The sequence below is a fragment of the Klebsiella sp. HC6 genome, from assembly GCF_022605325.1.
GTDB lineage: Bacteria > Pseudomonadota > Gammaproteobacteria > Enterobacterales > Enterobacteriaceae > Klebsiella > Klebsiella terrigena.
Genome location: NZ_CP093277.1, coordinates 57,191 through 77,739, shown reverse-complemented (window position 1 = coordinate 77,739; position 20,549 = coordinate 57,191). Strand labels below are relative to the sequence as shown.

At 51.7% G+C, this 20,549-nt stretch carries 26 protein-coding genes; all 26 read left to right on the top strand.

Features of this window, described 5'->3' with window-relative positions:
• Window positions 1–4: 4 nt before the first annotated feature.
• The 26 genes from traA to traG all read left to right on the top strand — a co-directional run bounded on the left by traA (window position 5) and on the right by traG (window position 20,533).
• On the top strand, window positions 5–373 hold the full coding sequence (gene traA, locus MMW58_RS28995; RefSeq protein ID WP_064360988.1) for a type IV conjugative transfer system pilin TraA: 369 nt from the start codon (window positions 5–7) through the stop codon (window positions 371–373).
• 13 nt (window positions 374–386) lie between these two features.
• Window positions 387–692 carry a type IV conjugative transfer system protein TraL gene (traL, locus tag MMW58_RS28990; RefSeq protein ID WP_241723818.1) on the top strand — a complete coding sequence of 102 codons (306 nt, stop codon included), beginning with the start codon at window positions 387–389 and terminating at the stop codon, window positions 690–692.
• A 17-nt stretch (window positions 693–709) separates the two neighbouring features.
• On the top strand, window positions 710–1,276 hold the full coding sequence (gene traE / locus MMW58_RS28985) for a type IV conjugative transfer system protein TraE (protein ID WP_064349707.1): 567 nt from the start codon (window positions 710–712) through the stop codon (window positions 1,274–1,276).
• The gene (traK, locus tag MMW58_RS28980) at window positions 1,263–2,000 is read left to right on the top strand and encodes a type-F conjugative transfer system secretin TraK (protein ID WP_064360989.1); all 738 of its coding nucleotides are present in this window, start codon (window positions 1,263–1,265) and stop codon (window positions 1,998–2,000) included. The genes traE and traK overlap by 14 nt, the downstream gene beginning before the upstream one ends.
• Window positions 2,000–3,424: an F-type conjugal transfer pilus assembly protein TraB gene (gene traB / locus MMW58_RS28975; protein ID WP_064360990.1), complete on the top strand. Its 1,425-nt coding sequence runs from the start codon at window positions 2,000–2,002 to the stop codon at window positions 3,422–3,424. Before traK ends, traB begins: the two co-directional genes overlap by 1 nt.
• 62 nt (window positions 3,425–3,486) lie before the next feature.
• Complete coding sequence (gene traV, locus MMW58_RS28970; RefSeq protein ID WP_072351833.1) at window positions 3,487–4,056, top strand: type IV conjugative transfer system lipoprotein TraV; 570 nt, start codon at window positions 3,487–3,489, stop codon at window positions 4,054–4,056.
• Between the two features lie 429 nt (window positions 4,057–4,485).
• Entirely contained in the window at window positions 4,486–4,701 is a 216-nt protein-coding gene (locus tag MMW58_RS28965) for a hypothetical protein (protein WP_241723817.1), read from the top strand.
• A gap of 24 nt (window positions 4,702–4,725) precedes the next feature.
• Window positions 4,726–4,947, top strand: a complete 222-nt coding sequence (locus MMW58_RS28960; protein WP_064360991.1) for a hypothetical protein — start codon at window positions 4,726–4,728, stop codon at window positions 4,945–4,947.
• Window positions 4,944–5,348 (top strand): hypothetical protein, encoded by a 405-nt coding sequence (locus MMW58_RS28955; RefSeq protein WP_241723816.1) that lies wholly within the window; start codon window positions 4,944–4,946, stop codon window positions 5,346–5,348. The genes MMW58_RS28960 and MMW58_RS28955 overlap by 4 nt, the downstream gene beginning before the upstream one ends.
• Window positions 5,345–5,683 carry a hypothetical protein gene (locus tag MMW58_RS28950; RefSeq protein ID WP_064360993.1) on the top strand — a complete coding sequence of 113 codons (339 nt, stop codon included), beginning with the start codon at window positions 5,345–5,347 and terminating at the stop codon, window positions 5,681–5,683. The genes MMW58_RS28955 and MMW58_RS28950 overlap by 4 nt, the downstream gene beginning before the upstream one ends.
• Window positions 5,680–6,078 carry a hypothetical protein gene (locus tag MMW58_RS28945; protein WP_371823029.1) on the top strand — a complete coding sequence of 133 codons (399 nt, stop codon included), beginning with the start codon at window positions 5,680–5,682 and terminating at the stop codon, window positions 6,076–6,078. The genes MMW58_RS28950 and MMW58_RS28945 overlap by 4 nt, the downstream gene beginning before the upstream one ends.
• Before the next feature lie 84 nt (window positions 6,079–6,162).
• A complete protein-coding gene (gene traC / locus MMW58_RS28940) occupies window positions 6,163–8,802 on the top strand; it encodes a type IV secretion system protein TraC (protein WP_064360994.1) in 2,640 nt (879 codons plus the stop codon).
• Window positions 8,802–9,194, top strand: a complete 393-nt coding sequence (gene trbI, locus MMW58_RS28935; protein WP_064360995.1) for a type-F conjugative transfer system protein TrbI — start codon at window positions 8,802–8,804, stop codon at window positions 9,192–9,194. Before traC ends, trbI begins: the two co-directional genes overlap by 1 nt.
• Entirely contained in the window at window positions 9,191–9,820 is a 630-nt protein-coding gene (traW, locus tag MMW58_RS28930) for a type-F conjugative transfer system protein TraW (protein ID WP_064360996.1), read from the top strand. Before trbI ends, traW begins: the two co-directional genes overlap by 4 nt.
• A 40-nt stretch (window positions 9,821–9,860) precedes the next feature.
• Window positions 9,861–10,820: a conjugal transfer pilus assembly protein TraU gene (gene traU / locus MMW58_RS28925; protein WP_233428435.1), complete on the top strand. Its 960-nt coding sequence runs from the start codon at window positions 9,861–9,863 to the stop codon at window positions 10,818–10,820.
• Window positions 10,821–10,832: 12 nt separating this feature from the next.
• Window positions 10,833–11,462, top strand: a complete 630-nt coding sequence (gene trbC / locus MMW58_RS28920; RefSeq protein WP_064360997.1) for a type-F conjugative transfer system pilin assembly protein TrbC — start codon at window positions 10,833–10,835, stop codon at window positions 11,460–11,462.
• Complete coding sequence (gene traN / locus MMW58_RS28915) at window positions 11,462–13,417, top strand: type-F conjugative transfer system mating-pair stabilization protein TraN (protein ID WP_064360998.1); 1,956 nt, start codon at window positions 11,462–11,464, stop codon at window positions 13,415–13,417. The genes trbC and traN overlap by 1 nt, the downstream gene beginning before the upstream one ends.
• Before the next feature lie 16 nt (window positions 13,418–13,433).
• Window positions 13,434–13,814: a hypothetical protein gene (locus MMW58_RS28910; protein WP_064360999.1), complete on the top strand. Its 381-nt coding sequence runs from the start codon at window positions 13,434–13,436 to the stop codon at window positions 13,812–13,814.
• A complete protein-coding gene (gene trbE, locus MMW58_RS28905; RefSeq protein ID WP_227629323.1) occupies window positions 13,771–14,031 on the top strand; it encodes a conjugal transfer protein TrbE in 261 nt (86 codons plus the stop codon). The genes MMW58_RS28910 and trbE overlap by 44 nt, the downstream gene beginning before the upstream one ends.
• Before the next feature lie 12 nt (window positions 14,032–14,043).
• On the top strand, window positions 14,044–14,370 hold the full coding sequence (locus MMW58_RS28900) for a hypothetical protein (RefSeq protein ID WP_064361001.1): 327 nt from the start codon (window positions 14,044–14,046) through the stop codon (window positions 14,368–14,370).
• Between the two features lie 22 nt (window positions 14,371–14,392).
• Window positions 14,393–15,145 carry a type-F conjugative transfer system pilin assembly protein TraF gene (gene traF, locus MMW58_RS28895; protein ID WP_241723815.1) on the top strand — a complete coding sequence of 251 codons (753 nt, stop codon included), beginning with the start codon at window positions 14,393–14,395 and terminating at the stop codon, window positions 15,143–15,145.
• A gap of 10 nt (window positions 15,146–15,155) precedes the next feature.
• Entirely contained in the window at window positions 15,156–15,392 is a 237-nt protein-coding gene (gene traQ, locus MMW58_RS28890; RefSeq protein WP_064361003.1) for a type-F conjugative transfer system pilin chaperone TraQ, read from the top strand.
• Window positions 15,367–15,933: a type-F conjugative transfer system pilin assembly thiol-disulfide isomerase TrbB gene (gene trbB, locus MMW58_RS28885; protein ID WP_064361004.1), complete on the top strand. Its 567-nt coding sequence runs from the start codon at window positions 15,367–15,369 to the stop codon at window positions 15,931–15,933. The genes traQ and trbB overlap by 26 nt, the downstream gene beginning before the upstream one ends.
• Window positions 15,926–16,354 carry a conjugal transfer protein TrbF gene (locus MMW58_RS28880; RefSeq protein WP_032700808.1) on the top strand — a complete coding sequence of 143 codons (429 nt, stop codon included), beginning with the start codon at window positions 15,926–15,928 and terminating at the stop codon, window positions 16,352–16,354. Before trbB ends, MMW58_RS28880 begins: the two co-directional genes overlap by 8 nt.
• Entirely contained in the window at window positions 16,341–17,711 is a 1,371-nt protein-coding gene (gene traH, locus MMW58_RS28875; protein WP_032700807.1) for a conjugal transfer pilus assembly protein TraH, read from the top strand. Before MMW58_RS28880 ends, traH begins: the two co-directional genes overlap by 14 nt.
• Entirely contained in the window at window positions 17,711–20,533 is a 2,823-nt protein-coding gene (traG, locus tag MMW58_RS28870; RefSeq protein ID WP_241723814.1) for a conjugal transfer mating-pair stabilization protein TraG, read from the top strand. Before traH ends, traG begins: the two co-directional genes overlap by 1 nt.
• Window positions 20,534–20,549: the final 16 nt, after the last annotated feature.

Genomic DNA, 20,549 nt, shown 5'->3' with positions numbered 1-20,549 from the left:
AATCATGAATGCTGTATTAAGTTTACAGGGTACTGCTGTATTTGAAGAAGCTAAGCCGTCTTTTATCTCACGCGTTTTCAATAAAAAGACAGCTCTGAAAGTGACCAAGGCTGCGCTGCCGTTGGCTGTTCTGGCGTCGTTCTTCCCGGACGTTGCTATGGCCACCACCACCGCAACAGACCTGATGAAATCCGGTGATACCACAGTTAAAGGTACCTTCGGTAAATCATCCAGCGTGGTCAAATGGGTTGTTCTGGCAGAAGTTATCGCGGGCGGCATCATGTACATGATGACCAAAAACGTGAAGTTCCTGTTCGGTTTTGCCATCATTTCGACCTTTATTACCATCGGTATGTCGGTCGCAGGTTACTAACAGGGTAAAGGTGATGACGGGAGACGAATTAAAAAAATACCGTTTCCCGGAAACACTGACAAACCAGTCCCGCTGGTTTGGTTTATACCTCGATGAACTTATCCCGACCGTCATTTGCCTCGGCTGGGGTTTTTGGTCCAGTAAGTTCATATTTGGTATGGCTGCAGCGGCACTGGTTTTCTGGGGTATTAAGAAACTGAAAAAAGGACGGGGCAGTACCTGGTTACGTGACCTTATTTACTGGTATCTGCCGACCTCCCTTCTTAAAGGATTTTTTCACGATATTCCGGACTCCTGTTTCCGGCAGTGGATCAAGTAAACGGTGGGGAAATAATTATGGAACACGGCGCACGACTCAGTACTACCCGTGTTATCGCAATAGGATATGTGTGCCTGGGAGCGGTCGCCGCTCTTAGCCTGACGACGAATATCATTCAGGGGATTAATAACTACCGCCTGCAGAACGAACAGAAGGTGGCTATTACTCCCATGCTGTTCAATGCGCCTTTCGCTGTTTCTCAGAACCAGGCGGATGCATCCTATCTTGAACAACTGTCCCTCAGCTTTATTGCTTTACGCCTGAACGTTACACCTGAAACTGTGGATGCGCAGCATGCACAGCTGATGAAATACGTTTATCCCGCCTCACAGAACAGCCTGAAGGTTCAGCTGGCTGAAGATGCGAAACGGATAAAAGATAACAATGTGAACGCCACCTTTTATATGACGTCAATTCGATCGTACCCGGCCGAAAATCGTGTCGATATCCGGGGGGAACTGAAAACATGGATCGGCGATTCATCTCCATATACTGAAATCCGTCACTATGTTCTGCAGTTTTACCGTATGGATGGCATCAGCTGGTTATCCCGCTTCGGGGAGATAAATAATGAAAAAAATTAAGCCGTTATTATTTATTTCCGGATGCGTTTTTTTTATGGCGCCGGCGATATCTGCAACACTGAGCGGTACGCTGGCACCGACTGTTGTACCCCTGGCCAACGGCGGACAGGCGAACATCGCTGTTAGCAATACTGACCCAAACCTCTTCACGGTACCTGGCGATCGGATCACTGCCATTAACAGTCTGGATGGCGGGCTGACGAACCAGGAGCAAACCGACAGTGGCGGAGCGATCCTTGCTACGGTCAGCAAAAAACCGTTCACGTTTATTGTGGAAACTGAGCGCGGCCTGAACTTTTCTATCCGTGCTGTGCCGCGCGCCGGAGTGGGCAGGACTATCCAGCTGGTATCCGAGCTCATTGGTACACCCGGGCCGGCAAAATCGTGGGAGGAATCCAACCCGTATGAAAGCGTCCTGGTTTCGCTGAACCGCGCTGTTCGCCAGGGGCAGATCCCTGATGAATACCAGTCTATCCCTGTCACATCAGAAGTGTTATCCGTGCCTGCCGGCCTTCGCGCCACGGCCGCCCGGGTCTGGACCGGTCACCACCTGAAAGTTGTCCGGTATGACGTTGAAAACGTGACGCTCTCGGCACGCGCCATCCGGGAAAGCGATTTCTGGCAGGCGGGAACGCGGGCCATCATGCTCAGTGGCTCCGTGGGCCAGCTGGTTGGCGGTGGCCGCCTGCAGGTCTGGGTCACTACGGCAGAGGAGTCACGTTGATGGCCAACTTTAATACGCTAATCAAACGTAAACAGTACCTCTGGCTGGCCCTCATTCTTGTCGGTGGTGCATGTGCGATTGCTGGCGGGATGTATCTGTCCGACCTGAATATGAGTTCAGAAGAAGAAGCCCCCGCGCAGGGAGAGCCGGCACCGGATATGACCGGGGTGGTTAACAGCGAATTCAACACTAAAGTGGAGCAACATGCGACCACAGAAATGCAGGCCACTGCAGCGGATCTGAATAAGCGATTTGGAGACCTGCAGGGGGAAGTGGATTTGCTGAGTAAGGGCCGTGCCAGCGATCAGGTCCGTCTCGAAAAACTCACCAATGAAAATGCGGCCATGCTGGAACAGCTGAAGGTATTGGGCGTCAAACCCGCGACCTCCGGCGGAGAACCTGCCCCGGTTCCCCCGTCACCGGCCCCTGGCCCCGAAGGTGAGCCGCAGCCGGCAAATTTCCCCGCGCAGTCTGGTGGCGCAGTACCTCCGCCAACGGCGTTTTATCCTGGCAATGGCACCGTGCAGGCTCCACAGGTCAGCTATCAGTCCGTGCCGGTACCGAATCAGATACAGCGCAAAACGTTCAGCTATGACCGCGGTAAGAAAACGAAGTCACTGCCGTACATTCCGTCAGGCAGCTTTGCCAAAAGCAAGCTGATCGAAGGTGCTGATGCCAACGCTTCCGTTACCGGGAATGAATCAACCGTACCGATGTCGCTGAGAATCATTGGGCATGTGGAAATGCCGAACAGCAAAACCTATGACCTGACTGGTTGCTTTGTCGGCCTCGAAGCCTGGGGGGACGTATCGAGTGAGCGCGCCATCGTTCGCACCCGCAATATCAGCTGTATCAAAGGCGACAAAACCATCGACCAACCCATTAACGGCCATGTTTCGTTCATGGGCAAAAACGGCATAAAAGGGGAAGTGGTGATGCGTAACGGAAAAATCCTCGGCTGGGCCTGGGGGGCTGGGTTTATTGACGGGATTGGTCAGGGGATTGAGCGAGCTTCGCAGCCAGCTGTTGGTCTGGGTGCCACAGCCTCCGTTGGCGCCGGTGATGTCCTGAAAATGGGGATTGGCGGCGGATCATCGAAAGCTGCACAGACGTTAGGCGATTACTACATCAAACGAGCTGAGCAGTATCACGCGGTGATCCCGATCGGCGCGGGCAACGAAGTCACCATAGTGTTTCAGGACGGTTTCCAGCTGAAAACCATTGAGGAGCTCGAAGCGGAGAAGAATGGCCAGCAGCAGGCGCAGAACCAGGAGCAACCCGAACAACCTGAGAGCAGGTCACAGCAATCCGGCGGGAACCTGAATGGTTTTAATACCGATGAGATGCTGAAGAAACTGGGCAAGCTCGACCCGCATCAGTTCTCGCCGGGCGCAATGTCGGGGGGCGAAAACTCAGGTCAGTAAGTCAGGGCATGAACAAGGGTTAATCACCGTAAATAACCCACAAGGAATATAAAGGGGAATATATGAAGGAATTAATACTGTTAATTCCTCTGGGCAGCGCTTTGCTCTTAACTGGGTGCGCGGGAACAGAGTCAGATTTTGAATGTAATGCCACAACATCCGATACCTGCATGACGATGGAGCAGGCGAATGAGAAAGCGAAGGCCCAGGAGGAAAACTCGTCAGCAAAGCCGGCTGCGGCCGGGTTGCCACGACTGGCTGACGGAAATTTTAGAACGACGTCGCCAAACTCATACCCGCTGCCGCCGCAGCCAGTAATTAATCCAGGGCGTAATACAGCGCCATCTGTGACGGTGAGTAATAAATCCGGGTTCCTGAATACGGTACCGGTCAATCATGATGACGTCCTGAGAACGCGGACCGCTCCGGTATATATCAGGCCGGTTAGTCCCAGTACTTATACCTCTCCGTCTACAGTGCCCGGTAATTATCCAAGGCCATTAAGAAAGGGTGAGCAAACAGCGTCATTATGGATAGCGCCTTACGTTGATTCCGATGATGTCTATCACCAACCCACAACGGTTGTATTTGTGGTTACGCCACCGGCATGGGGCCAGCCCCGCATTAACTAATCAACAGCGCCGTTAAAGGCGCTGTGAATACTGAATGAATACCGGATTTAAAACGAGTGCCCTGTGCGTTGAAAGGGATGGGCGGTAGCGTGTTTTCTGGCACGGTTATTGAACTTAAATGGCTTAATAGAGGGGTTTGGTAAGCAAGGTATGTCCGATAAAATTATATATTTATTATCTGGGCTGTCAGGGTTGTTGATAATGGCATTGTTTGTTTACCAAGGATCTCAATCTGGCAATGAAGATTTAATTAAGGAGGGTAAATACTGGTCGACTGACTGCATTCTGAAGGAGGTTGACATTCCTACCGGGTTTTTAACCAGTAACATTAATCGACTGGACTGCTCCGGGGTCATTGTAAATGTGATGACAGATAAGTATGACAGTGCAGTATCCGCTTATAACAAATCAAAATAGTAGAGGTGAAGAATGGTTAAATTTAAAGACTTTGAACACGACAGAGATGAAAAAGATCGGCGGTATTGGGATTATGGCGAAAGTCAGGCACTTGTTAATATGAATGAATGGATTGGAAGTAATGATATTGAAGTGGTCACCGTTGAAACCATGGTCACTGTTCGGGGGAGTGTGGCCAGTACGTTTAGCATGTTTAATGCATTTAGACTTTGGTATAAAGAAAAATAAATAACCTTCTATAAGGAAATGACAATGCATACATTTATTTTTTTATTGTTAATTATGCAGCCTGGTGGCCATAGCAGTTGGACCATTACTCCGATGCCCAATACTGATGTTTGTATGAAAATGCTGAAGGCAGTCGAGGCCCGTGGTGGGCGTGGGGGAGGGGACAATAAAGGCGAATGCATTGAAATCAAAACCAGTGAGCCTTTGAATGATGCGATGGATACACTAAAAGGAGGCAGGCAATGAGAGCCTACTATCTGGAGGGTAATAATATTGCCTGGCTTAATGGTGTGTGCTTATTGCTTATCCTTATCGGGGTTGTCGGGGCACTGGCCATGTTTGTTATTCCTGAAAAAATTAATTTGCGAGTCAACAGAGGTAATACATTTATCTTTAGTGTGCTTATAACGTTGGCTGCGTTTGCCATGCTTATCGTCTTCTTAAGTAGGTCATTCACGATGGATGAGCTTGAGGCAGGAAGGCACTGGAAAAACGACTGCAAGCTACTGGAGATAAACATCCAGACAGGTTCATCTCCTACTTCTGTAAACAAACTGGACTGTGTCGGCATCATCATTAATGTGCCGAGGATTCAGTATGATGAGTATATCCGCCAGTGGGAGCTGTATAAGGTTAAAAATAAATGAAGATATTTTTTTTAAAGCTTCCCTTGATTTTTATATTAGTTTGCATCCCTGGTGCGTTACTCCTTTACAAGGATTATCTTGAAACACAACCAGCTACTCCAGAACAACTGAGCGAAATTTCGAAAGAAACACCCTGTGCGGGTAAAGTATTACAATTGGCCCTTGAATCTAACGATGATGATTCATCGGAACCGTTAACTCTCGGTTACGCAAATGAACTCGCGTCAGGGTGTAAAGAAAAAGAAAGACTAATGGAAAGCAAAAAAATCCGTGAGGGTGAAATGACTACATTCCGCGAAAAACAGCTGAAAGCTCTGAACGGTATCACTAAATGAAAGAGGGGATGAAAATGGTGTTTATCAAAAATAATAGGTTTCTGCTTGTTCCTACAGTGTACTGGCTCATCTATCTTGGCGTCAGATTAGCTTATAATGGGCTGGCGGGAGAGTACGCGCCTGATTTCATTAAGAGCATTAGTCATGATGGTGTGTTTATTATCTGTAGCTTAATTGTTTTTTATATTGCTTGTTTACGAATTAAAGGCAGTGGTAGTGAAATCTCAGCAGTACTCTTCTGGTCTATTATCGGTTTTCATGTGGCCGCGTTAGTTATTACGTTTCTTATCTGTTTATGGCAAGGGGCGATTTTGTGGGGTGTTATTTTCATCTGGCAATTGGGAGCCTCAATGTTATTGCTGTTTTTTATCCCTGCTTACCTTTTTCTGCGGTGATTAAATCGTTAATGCTGATATTTTCACGATAATCTGTTTTCTATTTTAGATGGTTAATTTACACCCTCATTAAGGAACGCTCGCATGAGTAATAACCTGATGGATACCGTTGCTCAGGCCGTGAATTCGCTTGTGTCTGCACTTAAATTGCCCGACGAATCCGCTAAAGCCAATGACATGCTGGGCAGCATGAATTTCCCGCAGTTCAGCCGGGTTTTGCCCTATAAGGATTATGACTCTGCGACCGGACTGTTTATTAATGCTAAAACCGTCGGTTTTATGTTTGAGGCCCGGCCTTTACCGGGCGCTAACGCGCATATCGTGGCCTCGCTGGAAAACCTGCTGCGAACCAAACTTCCCCGCGGCGTGCCTGTGACCATTAATCTTATCTCGAGCAAGCTGGTCGGGGACGATATTGAGTATGGGTTACGGGAGTTCAGCTGGAGTGGTAAACAGGCAGAGAAATTCAATGCCATTACCCGGGCTTACTATCTTCAGGCGGCAGAAAAACAGTTCTCGCTGCCACCGGGTATGGATTTACCGTTGACCCTGCGTAATTACCGGGTATTTATCTCCTGCTGCGTGCCCCGAAAGAAACATTCGAAAGCGCAGATTGTTGAGCTGGAGAACCAGATAAAAATCATCCGGGCTTCCCTGCAGGGGGCGCAAATTCCAACGCGGATACTGGATGCCCAGGGGCTTGTCGATATCGTGCGCGAGCAGGTGAACCCTGATCCAGGTGAAATGTACCGTAAGCCTTACAAGCTGGACCCGTACCAGGACCTGAATTATCAGTGTGTGGATGACAGTTTTGATATGCAGGTCACCGCAAACCACCTGAAAATTGGCCTGCTGGACCGCAACGGTAAAGAGAAAGTCACCCGGGTCACCAATTATCATCTGGCCCGTGATCCGGAGATCGCCTTCCTCTGGACCAACGCGGACAACTACGCCAACCTGCTGAACCCGGAGCTCTCCATTTCCTGCCCGTTTGTCATCACGCTGACGTTAATGGTGGAGGACCAGGTGAAGACCCAGAACGAGGCCAACCTGAAGTACCTCGATCTGGAGAAAAAAAGCAAAACCTCCTATGCGAAATACTTCCCGTCCGTGGAAAAAGAGGTTCAGGAATGGGGGGACATCCGCCAGCGGCTGGCAACCAATCAGTCCTCGCTGGTGAGTTACTTTTTTAATGTCACTGCTTACACCGACGATAACGCCGAGGCCTCTCTGGCTACCGAGCAGCAGATCCTCAACAGTTATCGTAAAGGCGGCTTTGAGCTGCTGCCCGCACGTTACCACCACCTGCGAAACTACCTGGCCATGCTGCCGTTTAAATCCGGTGAGGGGCTTTTCAAAGAGCTTCAGGCCGCAGGCGTCGTCAAGCGGGCAGAAACCTTTAATGTGGCCAACCTGCTGCCGGTTGTTGCGGACAGTCCGTTAGCGCCAGCCGGATTACTGGCGCCCACCTATCGCAACCAGCTGGCGTTCATCGACCTGTTCTATGAGGGAATGAACAACACCAACTTCAATATGGCAGTTTGCGGTACCTCCGGCGCGGGTAAAACCGGCCTTATTCAGCCACTGATCCGCAGCGTGCTGGACTCAGGCGGTTTTGCCTGGGTATTCGACATGGGTGATGGCTATAAGTCCTTGTGCGAGAACATGGGCGGGGTTTACCTCGACGGTGACTCTCTGAAATTCAACCCGTTTGCCAACATTCTGGATGACGCCAATTTTGACCTGTCGGCAGAGCGTATCCGCGACCAGATGTCGGTGATGGCGAGCCCGAACGGCAACCTGGATGAGGTGCATGAAGGTCTGCTGCTGCAGGCGGTGCAGGCGGCCTGGCTGAGTAAGCGCAATAAGGCCCGTATCGATGATGTGGTCGATTTTCTCAAAACGGCGAAAGAGAGTCAGGAGTATGCCGAGTCACCGACCATCCGCAGTCGCCTGGATGAAATGATTATCCTGCTTGACCAGTACACAGTCGGCGGGATTTACGGTGATTACTTCAACTCCGATGAACCGTCATTGCACGATGATGCACGGATGGTGGTCCTCGAGCTCGGTGGCCTTGAATCGCGGCCTTCTCTGCTGGTTGCGGTGATGTTCTCGCTGATTATCTATATCGAAAACCGGATGTACCAGTCCCCGCGCAGCCTGAAAAAACTCAACGTGATTGATGAAGGCTGGCGATTGCTGGACTTCAAAAACGAAAAAGTCGGCACCTTTATTGAGAAGGGATACCGCACCGCGCGCCGCCACCTGGGGTCATATATCACCATCACCCAGAACATCGTCGACTTCGACTCACCCACCGCATCCAGTGCGGCCCGCGCGGCCTGGGGTAACTCCTCGTACAAAGTCATCCTTAAACAGTCTGCCAAAGAGTTTGCCAAATATAACCAGCTCTACCCGGATCAGTTTGCGCAGATGCAGCGGGACATGATTAACAGCTTTGGCTCAGCCAAAGATCAGTGGTTCAGCTCTTTCATGCTGCAGGTGGAGGCACATACGTCCTGGCATCGTCTGTTCGTCGATCCCCTCAGCCGCGCAATGTATTCCTCAAGCGGTAAAGACTTTGAGTACATCAAAGGGCGCAAAAAGGAGGGGACCGACATTCACGACGCGGTGTATGACCTGGCCTGCAGGAATTTCCCGGAGGAGATGGCGATCCTGGAAGCCCGAATTTCTGATGAAAACGTAAGGAAAGTAGCCTGATGGAAAACAACACAGAGCAGCAAGCCGGCACGACGTTCTTCACTTTTCGTCGGAGCCTAGTGCTTATTCTGCTGGTCAGCCTGGTCCTGACAATAAGCGCCGGCATGACGCGGCTTATGCTGACGTACACCACACCGCGGGTGGTGGCTTTTAACATGAAAAAAACGCTGGACAGTTTTATGGACAGCGTCAGCCAGAAACAGCTGTCTGAGGCGCAGTCGAAAGCGCTCTCAGAACGTTTTAACGCTGCGCTGGAGGAAAGCCTGGCCGACTATCAGAAAAAGAATCATGTCCTGATCCTGGTTTCACCGGCCGTGGTTCAGGGCGCACCCGATGTGACCCTGAAAATCCAGACCGACATTGCCACCCGAATGAAGGGAGCGCGGGAATGAAACGCACCGGTATTGCCTTGCTGGCGTTCTGCCTGATGTCACCGGGGGTGCCGGCGGCTGACCTCGGAACCTGGGGTGATCTGTGGCCGGTTCAGGAGCAGGACATGCTGACGCTCATTACTCAGCGTCTTGAGGCGTTACAGAAGTCGGGGAAATGGGCGCAGGAAATGGCGTCTTTCAAAGGCCGCGTGATTGAGCACAGCCAGCGACCGGCGCCGGTTGAGGGGATAGGGAAAGCGGATAAGTATGCGCAGCGCTGGTTCGACCCCAGTATCCGGCTGACTGAAGACCTGAAAGATCACAACGGGCGGGTATTCGCGCGCAAAGGCGACGTCCTGAATCCGCTGAAAACGGTCCCCTTTATGCAGACGCTGTACTTTATCGACGGTGACGATCCGGACCAGGTCGCCTGGATGAAACGGCAGGTCCCCGACACCCTGATAAGCAAAATTATTCTGGTGAAAGGCAGCGTACCGGATACGTCAGTGGCGCTCGATGCCCGAATTTATTTCGACCAGAACGGCGTGCTTTCAAAACGGTTCGGCCTGACCAGTGTGCCGGTGCGCATTACCCCGGCGCCCTCTGGTGAGCGGATGAACATCGAGACGTTCCCCGCTCATCAATAAGGATGTTGACGTGAAACCTTTACTTCTTTTCTTCACCGCCGTGCTGTTGTGGGGGCAAAGTCTGAATGCCTTTGCCGACCCGTCCTGCGAAGGCCGCTTTGTTAATCCGATTTCAGATGTGTGCTGGCAGTGCATTTTCCCGATGTCTATCGGCAGTGCCTCTGTGGCGGCCGGTGGCGGCCCGGACACGGTGAACCCGGCCAGCCCTATTCAAACCTGCCCCATGCCGCCGCCCATTTTTTACCGTATCGGGATGGCGATCGGTTACTGGGAGCCAATGGCCATGACGGATGTCAGCCGCTCTCCGGGCTGCATGGTGAATATGGGCGGGTTTAGCCTAAACCTGGGCAAAACCGGGATGGGAACCGCGAAAAAGGACGATAAGCAGGTCAACGGGGCCTTCTATCACGTGCACTGGTACAAATATCCGCTGACCAGCTGGCTTAGCATCATTACGTCGGCAGGATGCCTGCAGGGCGGAGATATGGACATTGCCTACCTTTCGGAAATTGACCCGACCTGGGTGGACAGCAGCCTGACCACTATTCTGAACCCCGAAGCCGTATTGTTTGCGAACCCGATAGCCCAGGGCGCCTGTGCCGCTGACGCCATTGCCAGCGCATTCAACAAGCCGCTGGACATCCTCTTCTGGTGTGCCGGCTCTCAGGGCTCGATGTACCCCTTTAGTGGCTGGGTCAGTAATGAATCCAGTCCGCTGCAGTCATCGCTGCTGCTGAGTGAACGCATGGCCTACAAGCTCCACCGGCAGGGGCAGATCCTGGAGACCGTTGGTGCCGATGTCGCGGTCTGTTACGAATACCCGTCACCGATTATTCCCAAGGAGCGCTGGCGGTACCAGATGGTGAATATGTACCCCGACAGCGCGCAGTGCCATCCCCTGGGGCGAACGGTCACGCGCTGGGAGGTCGGGAAAAACCCGCCGATTACCCGAAAGAACTTCGGCTATCTGATGTGGCGAAAACGTAACTGTGTCTACTGAAAGGAGTCTACTGTGAAATTACTGAACATACTGACGGTGATGCTGTTACTGACCCGTACCGTCGCCGCGACAGAGGGCGCAGTCTCGTCAGACCCGATGGCGGCAGATCGTCAGTGGCTTAAGCAGCAGGAGGATTTCAGCGAGCAGTTGCGCCGGCAACCGGATAAGGCGCTGCAGCAGGAGCTTGAAGCTCAAATTAGCCGTAACCCTCTTACCCGTTCGGATCAGCAGTTCATCGATAATCTGGCCAGCCAGCAGCGGGAGTCGACCCGGGATAAACCAGCGGAAGGTGCTGTGTATTTCATCTCCTTCTCAATACCGGACGAGGGGTTAAAACGGATGCTGCATGAAACCCACCGCTACGGTATTCCCGCCACGCTCCGGGGGCTCGTCAATAACGACATGAAAGCCACCACTGATGCGGTGATGGGATTGGTTAAAGCGGGGATCACCGAAGGGGTGCAAATCGATCCGACGCTCTATTCACAGTACGGCATCCGCAGTGTTCCCGCGTTGGTTGTACGCTGCAAAGCCGGCTTTGATGTTATACAGGGCAACATCCGCCTGAAGCAGGCTCTGGAGAAGGTCGTTGAGAAAGGGGATTGTGCAGACACAGCCCGAAAATTGCTGGGAGGTGCCTGATGAGATCACTCCCCCTGATCCTGATGCTGCATATGTTTGTGCTCGGGACATTTATCTGGTTTACGGTACCAGCCTGCGCTGACAGCACGTCCGATTACAAAGCCGGCGCTGATTATGCGAAGCAGATACAGGGAAGCGGGACTGACTCGCTGAAGAACTTCAACGGTGCTGACACGCTGCCAGGGTATACCAGCAAACCGGCGCAGACGAAGTATTACGGCGGTGTCTCAGCCAGTGGTGACAGTAATCTGAAAAGCGACTCTGCAGCCGAATGGGCCAACAGTGATGTGGGGAACAGCATCACGGAGTCGTTTACTAACAGTCCCCCGGACAGTATTTCGGCCGACGCGCCGTTCATTCAGGCGGCGAAAGAGACCGAGTCCAGAGCGGATTCGATTGTGGGGAATACCGGTCAGGCCTGTAAGGCACAGGTAGTTAATCGCAGCGAGTTTACGAACCAGACGTGCGAGCGGGATTTGCAGGTAGAGAACTTCTGCACACGGGAGGCGACGCTGAAAGACAACGCCACGACGCAAAAGGTGAACCGCACGTATCAGCAGGCCGTCCCGCTGTCCTTCACCCGAAACAGCAACCGATGGGACGGGAAACTGACGATCCCGTCTACAGGACGCCTGTTAAGCGTTTCCATTGATGGAGAACCTCTTCCCATTCCCTGGATTGACGAGTGTGACAGCGAGGGAACGGTAAGAGATAGCTGCAAGATTGCTGTCAGCGAAAAAATCAGCCTCTTTGATAAAACGTTCCCTGTCGACGTGATGACCTGGCCCAACACGATGACGACGTGTTCTGGCGGTCAGAATACGCACTGTACCCACCATTACTACGATGGTACCGGGAAAATTCATCAGTCTTTCAGCATGGACCGCAATGTGGCTGCCGGACAGACCGTTGCGGTCACCAAAACGTCGAAAACCCAACCGTCAGTGAATGTTAAGTCCATTCAGGTGACGGTCATACTGGTTATGGAAGAGACGGAAACCGTGTTTGCACCAGAGGTGGTCTGGGTTGAAAGCTGTCCGTTCAGCAAGGACGAGGGCACGAAAACTGGCGAAGAATGTATCAGCCCGGGCGGGACAAAAACTCTCAACCTCGGCGGGAAAGAGTACACCTTTACGGAGGCCTGCTGGAAATATAAAGACACCTGGCTGACTCAGCCGGCGGATAACGGCTCCTGTGAAAACCTGATGAGTAATGCGGCATGCACGTTGTCATCACGCCAGTGCGCGTTCAGCGCGGAGGACGGGACCTGTCTGCACGAGTATGTCACGTTCTCCTGCGAAACCCGGACCAGCGGAAAGCAGATGGTTTGTGGTGGCGATATGTTCTGCCTCGATGGCGAGTGCGATAAAGCGGTCAGCGGCACGAACAACAGCTTTGGACAGGCGGTTTCTGAGCTCGCGGCGCTGGCGGCGGCAGGGGAGGATGTTGCTAAGTTGAACGGCGTGGATGTGAAGGCGTTCACCGGTAAAGCGAAGTACTGCAAAAAATTCGCGGCCGGATTCAGTAACTGCTGCAAAGACAGTGGGTGGGGGCAGGACGTTGGCCTGGCACGCTGCAGCAGCGAAGAGAAGGCACTGGCCAAAGCAAAAACGAACAAGCTGACGGTCAGCGTGGGGGAGTTTTGCTCGAAGAAGGTATTGGGGATCTGCCTGGAGAAGAAACGCAGCTACTGTCAGTTTGACTCCAAGCTGGCTCAGATCGTTCAGGAACAGGGCCGCAACGGACAACTGCATATTAGTTTCGGGGGCGCCAGCAGCCCGAACTGCCGGGGGATCACGATGGCTGAACTCCAGGGCATTAACTTTAACCGGCTGGATTTTGCGAACTTCATGGAGGATTTAATGAATAACCAAAAAATCCCGGATAATGCGGAACTGACAGAGAAAACAAAACAGCGAATTAAAGAACTTCTCACGCAGTCATCATCCAAATAAATAAAGGAAAGTAAACATGAAAACACATGACCTTTTTAATAAGTTGAGTAAAGGAAAAGTACTTTATCCGTTTATCCTGGTCTTTATCGCATTAAGTGCGATGTCGTGGCTGAGCACCGGCGCGATGCCAACGTTAAAACCCGTCGTGCTCTTTATTATTATCCTGGCGACTCCGCTGATGATGGCCTTGCTGGCCATGACACGTGGGGCGCTGATGTTCTTCCTGGGTGCGCTGGTCACCCAGGTTACCGTCGCCATGCTGGTCACGCTGTTTACCGCGCACAGCCTATCCGCGGCTGCTGGATTTGGTGCCGTTTCTATTGTCATCTACGTCCTCATCACGGGGTTCAGTGATGAAAAGGCCGACGTCGGTAAGGAGGATAAAAGTGATAGTTAGCTTTGCTAAACATCCTAGCGTGGACTTCTGTGTAAGGTTGCTACTGACAGCCGTTATTATTTCCCCCGTGGTTTACTTTTCCTGGGTCGCGGTTATTGGGACCACGGCCAGTGATTATATCGCGAGTGTCATTTTTATTTTTGCTACGGGGTTTATCTGGTTTTTGCTTAATCTGTTTTTATCGGTCTTTAAGGTGCCATTGAAAAAAACGAAATAGGGAGTGGAAAGCATGGAGGAGAAAAAAGCGTACGGTCTGGTTATGACGTTTGTCGCGGTGTTTGTCGTTTTTCTGGCCAGCGTCATGTCTTACAGCTTGTGGCGGGATAAACAGATTAATGCGTTTATGGCCACCAACCGGGCCTGGGGTATTCAGTGTGACAGGAGCTCGCAGGCTGCGTGGGTTATCAGGAACGGCGAGCGTACGGCATTAGAAATGAATAATATGACACTGTACTGCCACGGTTTCCGGTTTGAGGGACGCACTGACCCTGAAACGAAAACAGTCAACCTCGATAAATACACCGTTTATCAACATATTTCGCGCCTGCCGAATTAATTCAGTCATAAAGGTATTCATTATGGGAAAACTACATGCCGCCATACTGGCGGGGTGCCTTTGTTGCACCCTGATGCCGGCCTGGGCGAAAGATGCGGGCTGGCAGTGGTACAACGAGAAGCTGAAAAGACCAGACCCGGAGACGCGAGCCACGCCACCGCTACCACCGGCAAAGCAGGACATCCTGGAGAAGCTGGCGCAGCTGCAGGCGGCCACAAAGCGCTCGCTTTACGAGGCTATTCTTTACCCCTCATCTGATAATTTCGTGAAGTATTTTCGGCTACAGAACTACTGGACGCAGCAGGCTGGCCTGTTCTCGATGAGCGCGAAGAAGGCCATGCTGGAAAACCCGGAGCTCGATTACAACCTGCAGTACAGCCACTACAACGGCACGGTGAAAAACCAGCTGGCTGCCGACTACGCCGAACAACGCAAGGCTATCTCCTCCCTGGCCCAACACTATGGCGTGATGTTTTTCTACCGCGGCCGGGAGGCCATCGACGGGCAACTGGTCCAGGTCATCAAAAACTTCCGCGAAACCTACGGTCTGAGCGTGATACCGGTCTCCGTCGACGGCGTGGTGAATCCCTTGCTCCCCGACAGCCGGATGGACCAGGGGCAGGCACAACAGCTCGGGGTGAAGTACTTCCCCGCAATGATGCTGGTCAATCCCAAAAGCGGACAGGTTAAACCCCTCAGTTACGGCTTTATCAGCCAGGACGACCTGGCGAAACAGTTCCTCTATGTCTCCAGCGACTTTAAACCCAATTTTTAAGGAGTGTGTCATGCGAAAGATTCGGTTCCCCGATTTAGACATTACGGGAATGTGGGTACTGGCTGTGGGCGTGTTTTTCCACCTGATTGCCAGGCTCGTCAGAAAACAGCCTGAGCTGGCCATTCAGGCCGGGGAAGTTCTGGGGTTGGGTATGGTGATATTTGGTGGATACCGAATTCTCAATGCCCTGATTGCTGAAGTTGAAAAACAGGAGAAGGCCCGTGAAAAGCAACCTGAAGACAATTAGGGCGGGTATCACAACGGCTGCTTTGCTGTTGGCGCTTTCTCCCGTGACCTGGGCTGGTACGCTCGATGAAGTAAAATCCCTCTGGGACCCACAGGGCATAACAGGCACGACGCCGGCGCCATCTGCTGGCGTGTCCGCACCCGTGAAGCCGGTCTCTCAGGCCCGCTGGTACCGACTCAGCAACGGCCAACAGGTTAATCTCAGCGACTGGAAAGTGGTGCTGTTTATGCAGGGGCACTGCCCGTACTGCCATAAGTTTGACCCGGTTCTGAAGCAGCTGTCCGGACAATATGGATTCTCGGTGTTCTCTTACACGATCGACGGGCAGGGGGACGAGGCGTTCCCTGAATCCCTGCCGGTACCGCCTGACGTGATGCAGACTTTTTTCCCGAATATCCCGGTAGCTACCCCGACCACATTTCTGGTGAATGTGAATACGCTGGCGGCGTATCCGATTCTGCAGGGGGCCACCGATGCTCCGGGATTTATGGCCAGAATGGATACGGTATTTCAAATGATGGGGGCACCTGATAATGGATAGTCTCAACAAAATATATTCTTCGTTACCCGTACTGGAAAGAAATAAACGCCTGAAGCTATCACGGCAAAAGAGATTCGATGTTTATTATTGTCTCGCTTTTATGTTTGGTTTTTCCGGATTGTGCCTGTGGTGGGGAAGCCATGCGTATTTCGGTTTATTGTCTGACCTGTTAACCCCGCCGGAAAAACTGGGGACGGCAAAGAACGTAATGGATATTTTGAATGCCCTGATGTATTTCGTGCCCTTTATTCTTTTTTCACTTTCCATTGGTTGTCTGGCAACGGCTTTGCTGGGAGTACTGATGGCTGAACTGGCTTTCTGGTTTGAGTATGCCTTTGAAAAAAGCTTCCAGCGATATTTAAACCGCGTCCACGGACGGAAAAATAAAATGAAAGAAGGAGGGCCTCATGCTCATTCGTAAACCATTATCAGTGCTTTGCGGGATGTTGCTGGGGATGTCATTTACGGCGGCCGCAGATGTTAACGGCGACATGAACAACTTCTTCAATAAGCTCGGGTTTGCCTCCAATACGTCTCAGCCACAAGTCTGGCAGGGGCAGGCGGCAGGTTACGCTTCCGGCGGTTCGCTGTATGCAAGGACGCAGGTGAAAACCATCCAACTGGTCAGCATGACCCTGCCGGATATTAACGCTGGCTGCGGTGGTATCGATGCGTATCTGGGCTCGTTCTCCTTTATCAACAGCGAGCAGATACAGCGATTCGGCAAACAAATTATGAGTAATTCCGTTGGTTACTTTTTTGATCTGGCACTGCAGACGACTGTTCCTGAGATTAAAACCGCGAAAGATTTTCTGCAGAAGATGGCCAGCGACATCAACAGCATGAACCTCAGTTCCTGCCAGGCCGCACAGGGCATTGTGGGCGGTCTGTTTCCTCGCACTCAGGTGGCGCAGCAGAAAGTCTGCCAGGACATCGCCGGCGAGAGCAACATCTTCTCGGACTGGGCTGCTTCTCGGCAGGGCTGTTCGGTGGGCGGGCAGATGGACAAGGTACAGGACAAAGCCAGCGACAAGGACAAGGAGCGGGTCATGAAGAACATCAATGTCATGTGGAATGCCCTGTCAAAAAATCGCCTCTTTGATGGCAACAAGGAATTGAAAGAGTTTGTGATGACACTAACCGGCACCCTTATTTTTGGCGAAAACAGTGAAATTACGCCGCTGCCGGCACGCACTACGGACCAGGACCTGATTAAGGCAATGATGGAGGGCGGGACAGCCAGGATTTACCACTGCAATGATTCGGATAAGTGCCTCAAGGTTGTCGCCGACGCCACGGTCACCATCGCTGCAAACAAGGCGCTCAAGAACCAGATCTCCACCCTTCTGAGTAGTATCCAGAATAAGGCTGTGGCGGATGAAAAACTCACGGAGCAGGAGAAAGGGTTTATCTCCAGCACCACCATCCCGGTATTCAAATACCTGGTCGACCCGCAGATGCTGGGCGTATCTAACACGCTTATCTACCAGCTGACGGACTATATCGGCTACGACATTTTGCTGCAGTACATCCAGGAGCTGATCCAGCAGGCCCGCGCAATGGTCGCAACCGGGAATTATCCCCAGTCGACAATGGATATGATCCTCGAAAACCTGAACCAGGCCAGTGTGCAGATTGCCGCCTTCCAGCAACGTGTCCAGGTCCAGCAGGACGCGTTACTGGTTGTTGACCGGCAGATGAGTTACATGCGTCAGCAGGTCTCTGCCCGTATGATGACCCGCTACCAGAATAACTATCACTTCGGAGGAAGCCTCTGATGCTGGAAATCTACACGATAGCCGGCGGGGACTGGTTTCGGGGAAACCTGAATGCCATTGCTGCTTTCATGAGTACCGGTACCTGGTCTTCCATCGAGAAAATGTGTATCGCCTTTTCCGTGCTGATTGTCGCCAGCAGTTGGGTGAAACAGCATAACATCATGGATTTGGTTGGTTGGGTGTTTGCCCTGACGCTGGTCTCGATGCTGGTCGTCATTCGTAAACCTGTGCAGATTATCGATTACAGCAATGTCTCTCAGGTCTATCAGGTCGACAACGTCCCGATAGGTCTGGCTATTCCCGCGTCACTCACCACGCGTGTCGGGAACGCCCTGATACAGGGCTATGAGATGATTTTCTCGCTGCCCGACAGCGTGACATACAGCAAGACGGGGATGTTGTTTGGCAGTAATCTGGTGGCAAAAAGTACCGACTTTATCTCTCAGAACCCGGAGATTACCACTCTGTTCTCCGACTATGTGCAGAACTGCGTGATGGGCGATATTTTCCTGAACCATAAATACTCGTTTGAAGAACTACTGAACTCCCCAGATCCGTACACCATTATTTTTTCAAATCCCAGCCCGCTGCGCGGGGTGTTTGATAAAAACAATCAGTTCAGGACCTGCCAGGAAGCCTCACGGGATTTGAAGGCAGCTCTGGCGCTGGATACCCAGACTGGCGGGAAAACCTGGAGCTACTACGTTCGTCAACTGTTTGGTGGAAAACCTAATTCGGACGTACTGTTCAGCCAGATGATCGGTGATTCCTATAACTACTTCTACAGCTCCGGGCAGAGTGCGGGACAGATTATCCGTCAGAACGTCACCATGAATGCCCTTCGCAGCGGTATACAGAGCTATGCGGCCCGCAGCGGGGATACGGCCAGCCTGGTCAACATTGCTAACACCTCTTCGCTGGAAAAGCAGCGCCTGGCCCAGGCGACTATGGGACACCAGGCGTTACGCTCCCTGCCGATGATGCAGACGGTAGTGATGGGAATTATGATTGGTCTGTTTCCAATCATGGTGATGGCCGCCATGTTCAACATGATGACGATGCAGGTGCTGAAAGGGTACATTTATGCCCTGATGTGGCTGCAGTCATGGCCCCTGCTGTATGCCATTTTGAACAGTGCGATGGCTTATTATGCAAAACAGAATGGCGTACCAGTGGTGTTGTCCGAGCTCTCTCAGCTCCAACTGAAGAACTCAGATATTGCCACGACCGCGGGCTACATCTCCATGATGATCCCTCCGTTAACCTGGGCGATGATCAAAAGCATGGGAGCGGGCTTCTCCAGCGCGTACAGCCATTTTGCTTCGTCCGGTCTCAGCTCCACGTCGCAGGCTTCATCCAGTGTGGTGGACGGGAATTACTCGTTCTCAAATATGCAGACGGATAATGTCAGCGGAAACAGCTGGAACACCAACAGCAACACAGCCTTTGGGCAGATGTCCCGGCAACTGGGGAACGGTGGCATGGGTACGCAGACCCGGGATGGATCGATGGTCTGGGACAGCAGCGGCGCCATGTCAAAACTCCCAGTGGATATCAATGTTGGCCGACAGATAGCCAGTGCACAGCAGCAGATGGCACGTGAATCTGACGTCCAGGCAGAGAGCTCACTGCAGGGCTATAACAGCAGCGTAACGAGCGCCTGGAACCGCCTGAAGCAGTTTGGCACCAATATGGGAACCAGCGCGTCAACCACCACCGGGGCCGATAATACCGAATCATCGCAGGATTCGATGGCGAAAAGCAAAATGTGGAATGCTGTTGATTCATATGCTAAATCAAACCACATAAGTAGAGATGAAGCATTTAGTCAGCTTATGGATAAATCAGTTAAAGGTGCTGTTTCCGGCGAAATGTATGGCGGTGCCAGTATGAAGGGTGGCATGGAGTTATTTGGAAATGGTGGACATATTGAAGGCGGTGTAAGGGCTTCAGTAAGCGGTACTGCGAGTTCGGGCTCACAAGACAATGTTAGTGAATCCGGTCGTAAAACAAATACTGATAATCATGATACCAGTAGTCAGGCAGTAAAAGATTTCAGAGAGTCCTCTGATTACCTTACTAGCAAGAAAACCAGCACATCAGGAAATGCGACAGATAATAATGCCAGCTCCCGCGTGGACCAATTCTCTGCTTCACTTTCAAGTGCGAAAAACAGCTACGACCAATATACAAACAGCCGTACACGCAGCCATGAATTCAGTGAAATGGCGTCACGTACCGAAAGCATGAGTGGCCAGATGAGCGAGAATCTGACGCAGCAGTTTGCAAACTTTGTCCAACAGCGCTCTCCGCAGAATGCGGAAGCTATCCTGACAAATACCAGTTCGCCGGAAGTGGCTGCACAGCGAGAAGCGCTGGCCCGTGAATTTGTTAAAGAGCAGGTAGAGCCTAAAGTTGATGGCGCCTATCAGGAGGCGAGAGGAAGTATTGGGCAAAACATGCCGGGAGTGTCAGGCAGTGGGGGACATAACACTGTTACATCTGATTATGCGCAGCATTCAGGGTCAATAGATGCCATGACTAAGGACGCAGGTATTAAGGATAATGTGGTACAAACGGTTGATAACATGGTGTCTCAAAACAAACAGGCGCATCAGGATGCACATCAGGGAATCCAGCATCAGGGAGATGACGTGAAAGGACAACACACCGACCTGAAAAATAATCATAAATCGGAAGGAAATAAAATGGAAAATGAATACAATGGGAAAAAGGATGAGCAGAAATCGCTCCCTGGAGCTGATACTAGAGATGAGCTACTAAATAAGGCTCGCGACTATCAGGAAAAGCATAAACCATAAGGATGGAAGGTTTAGG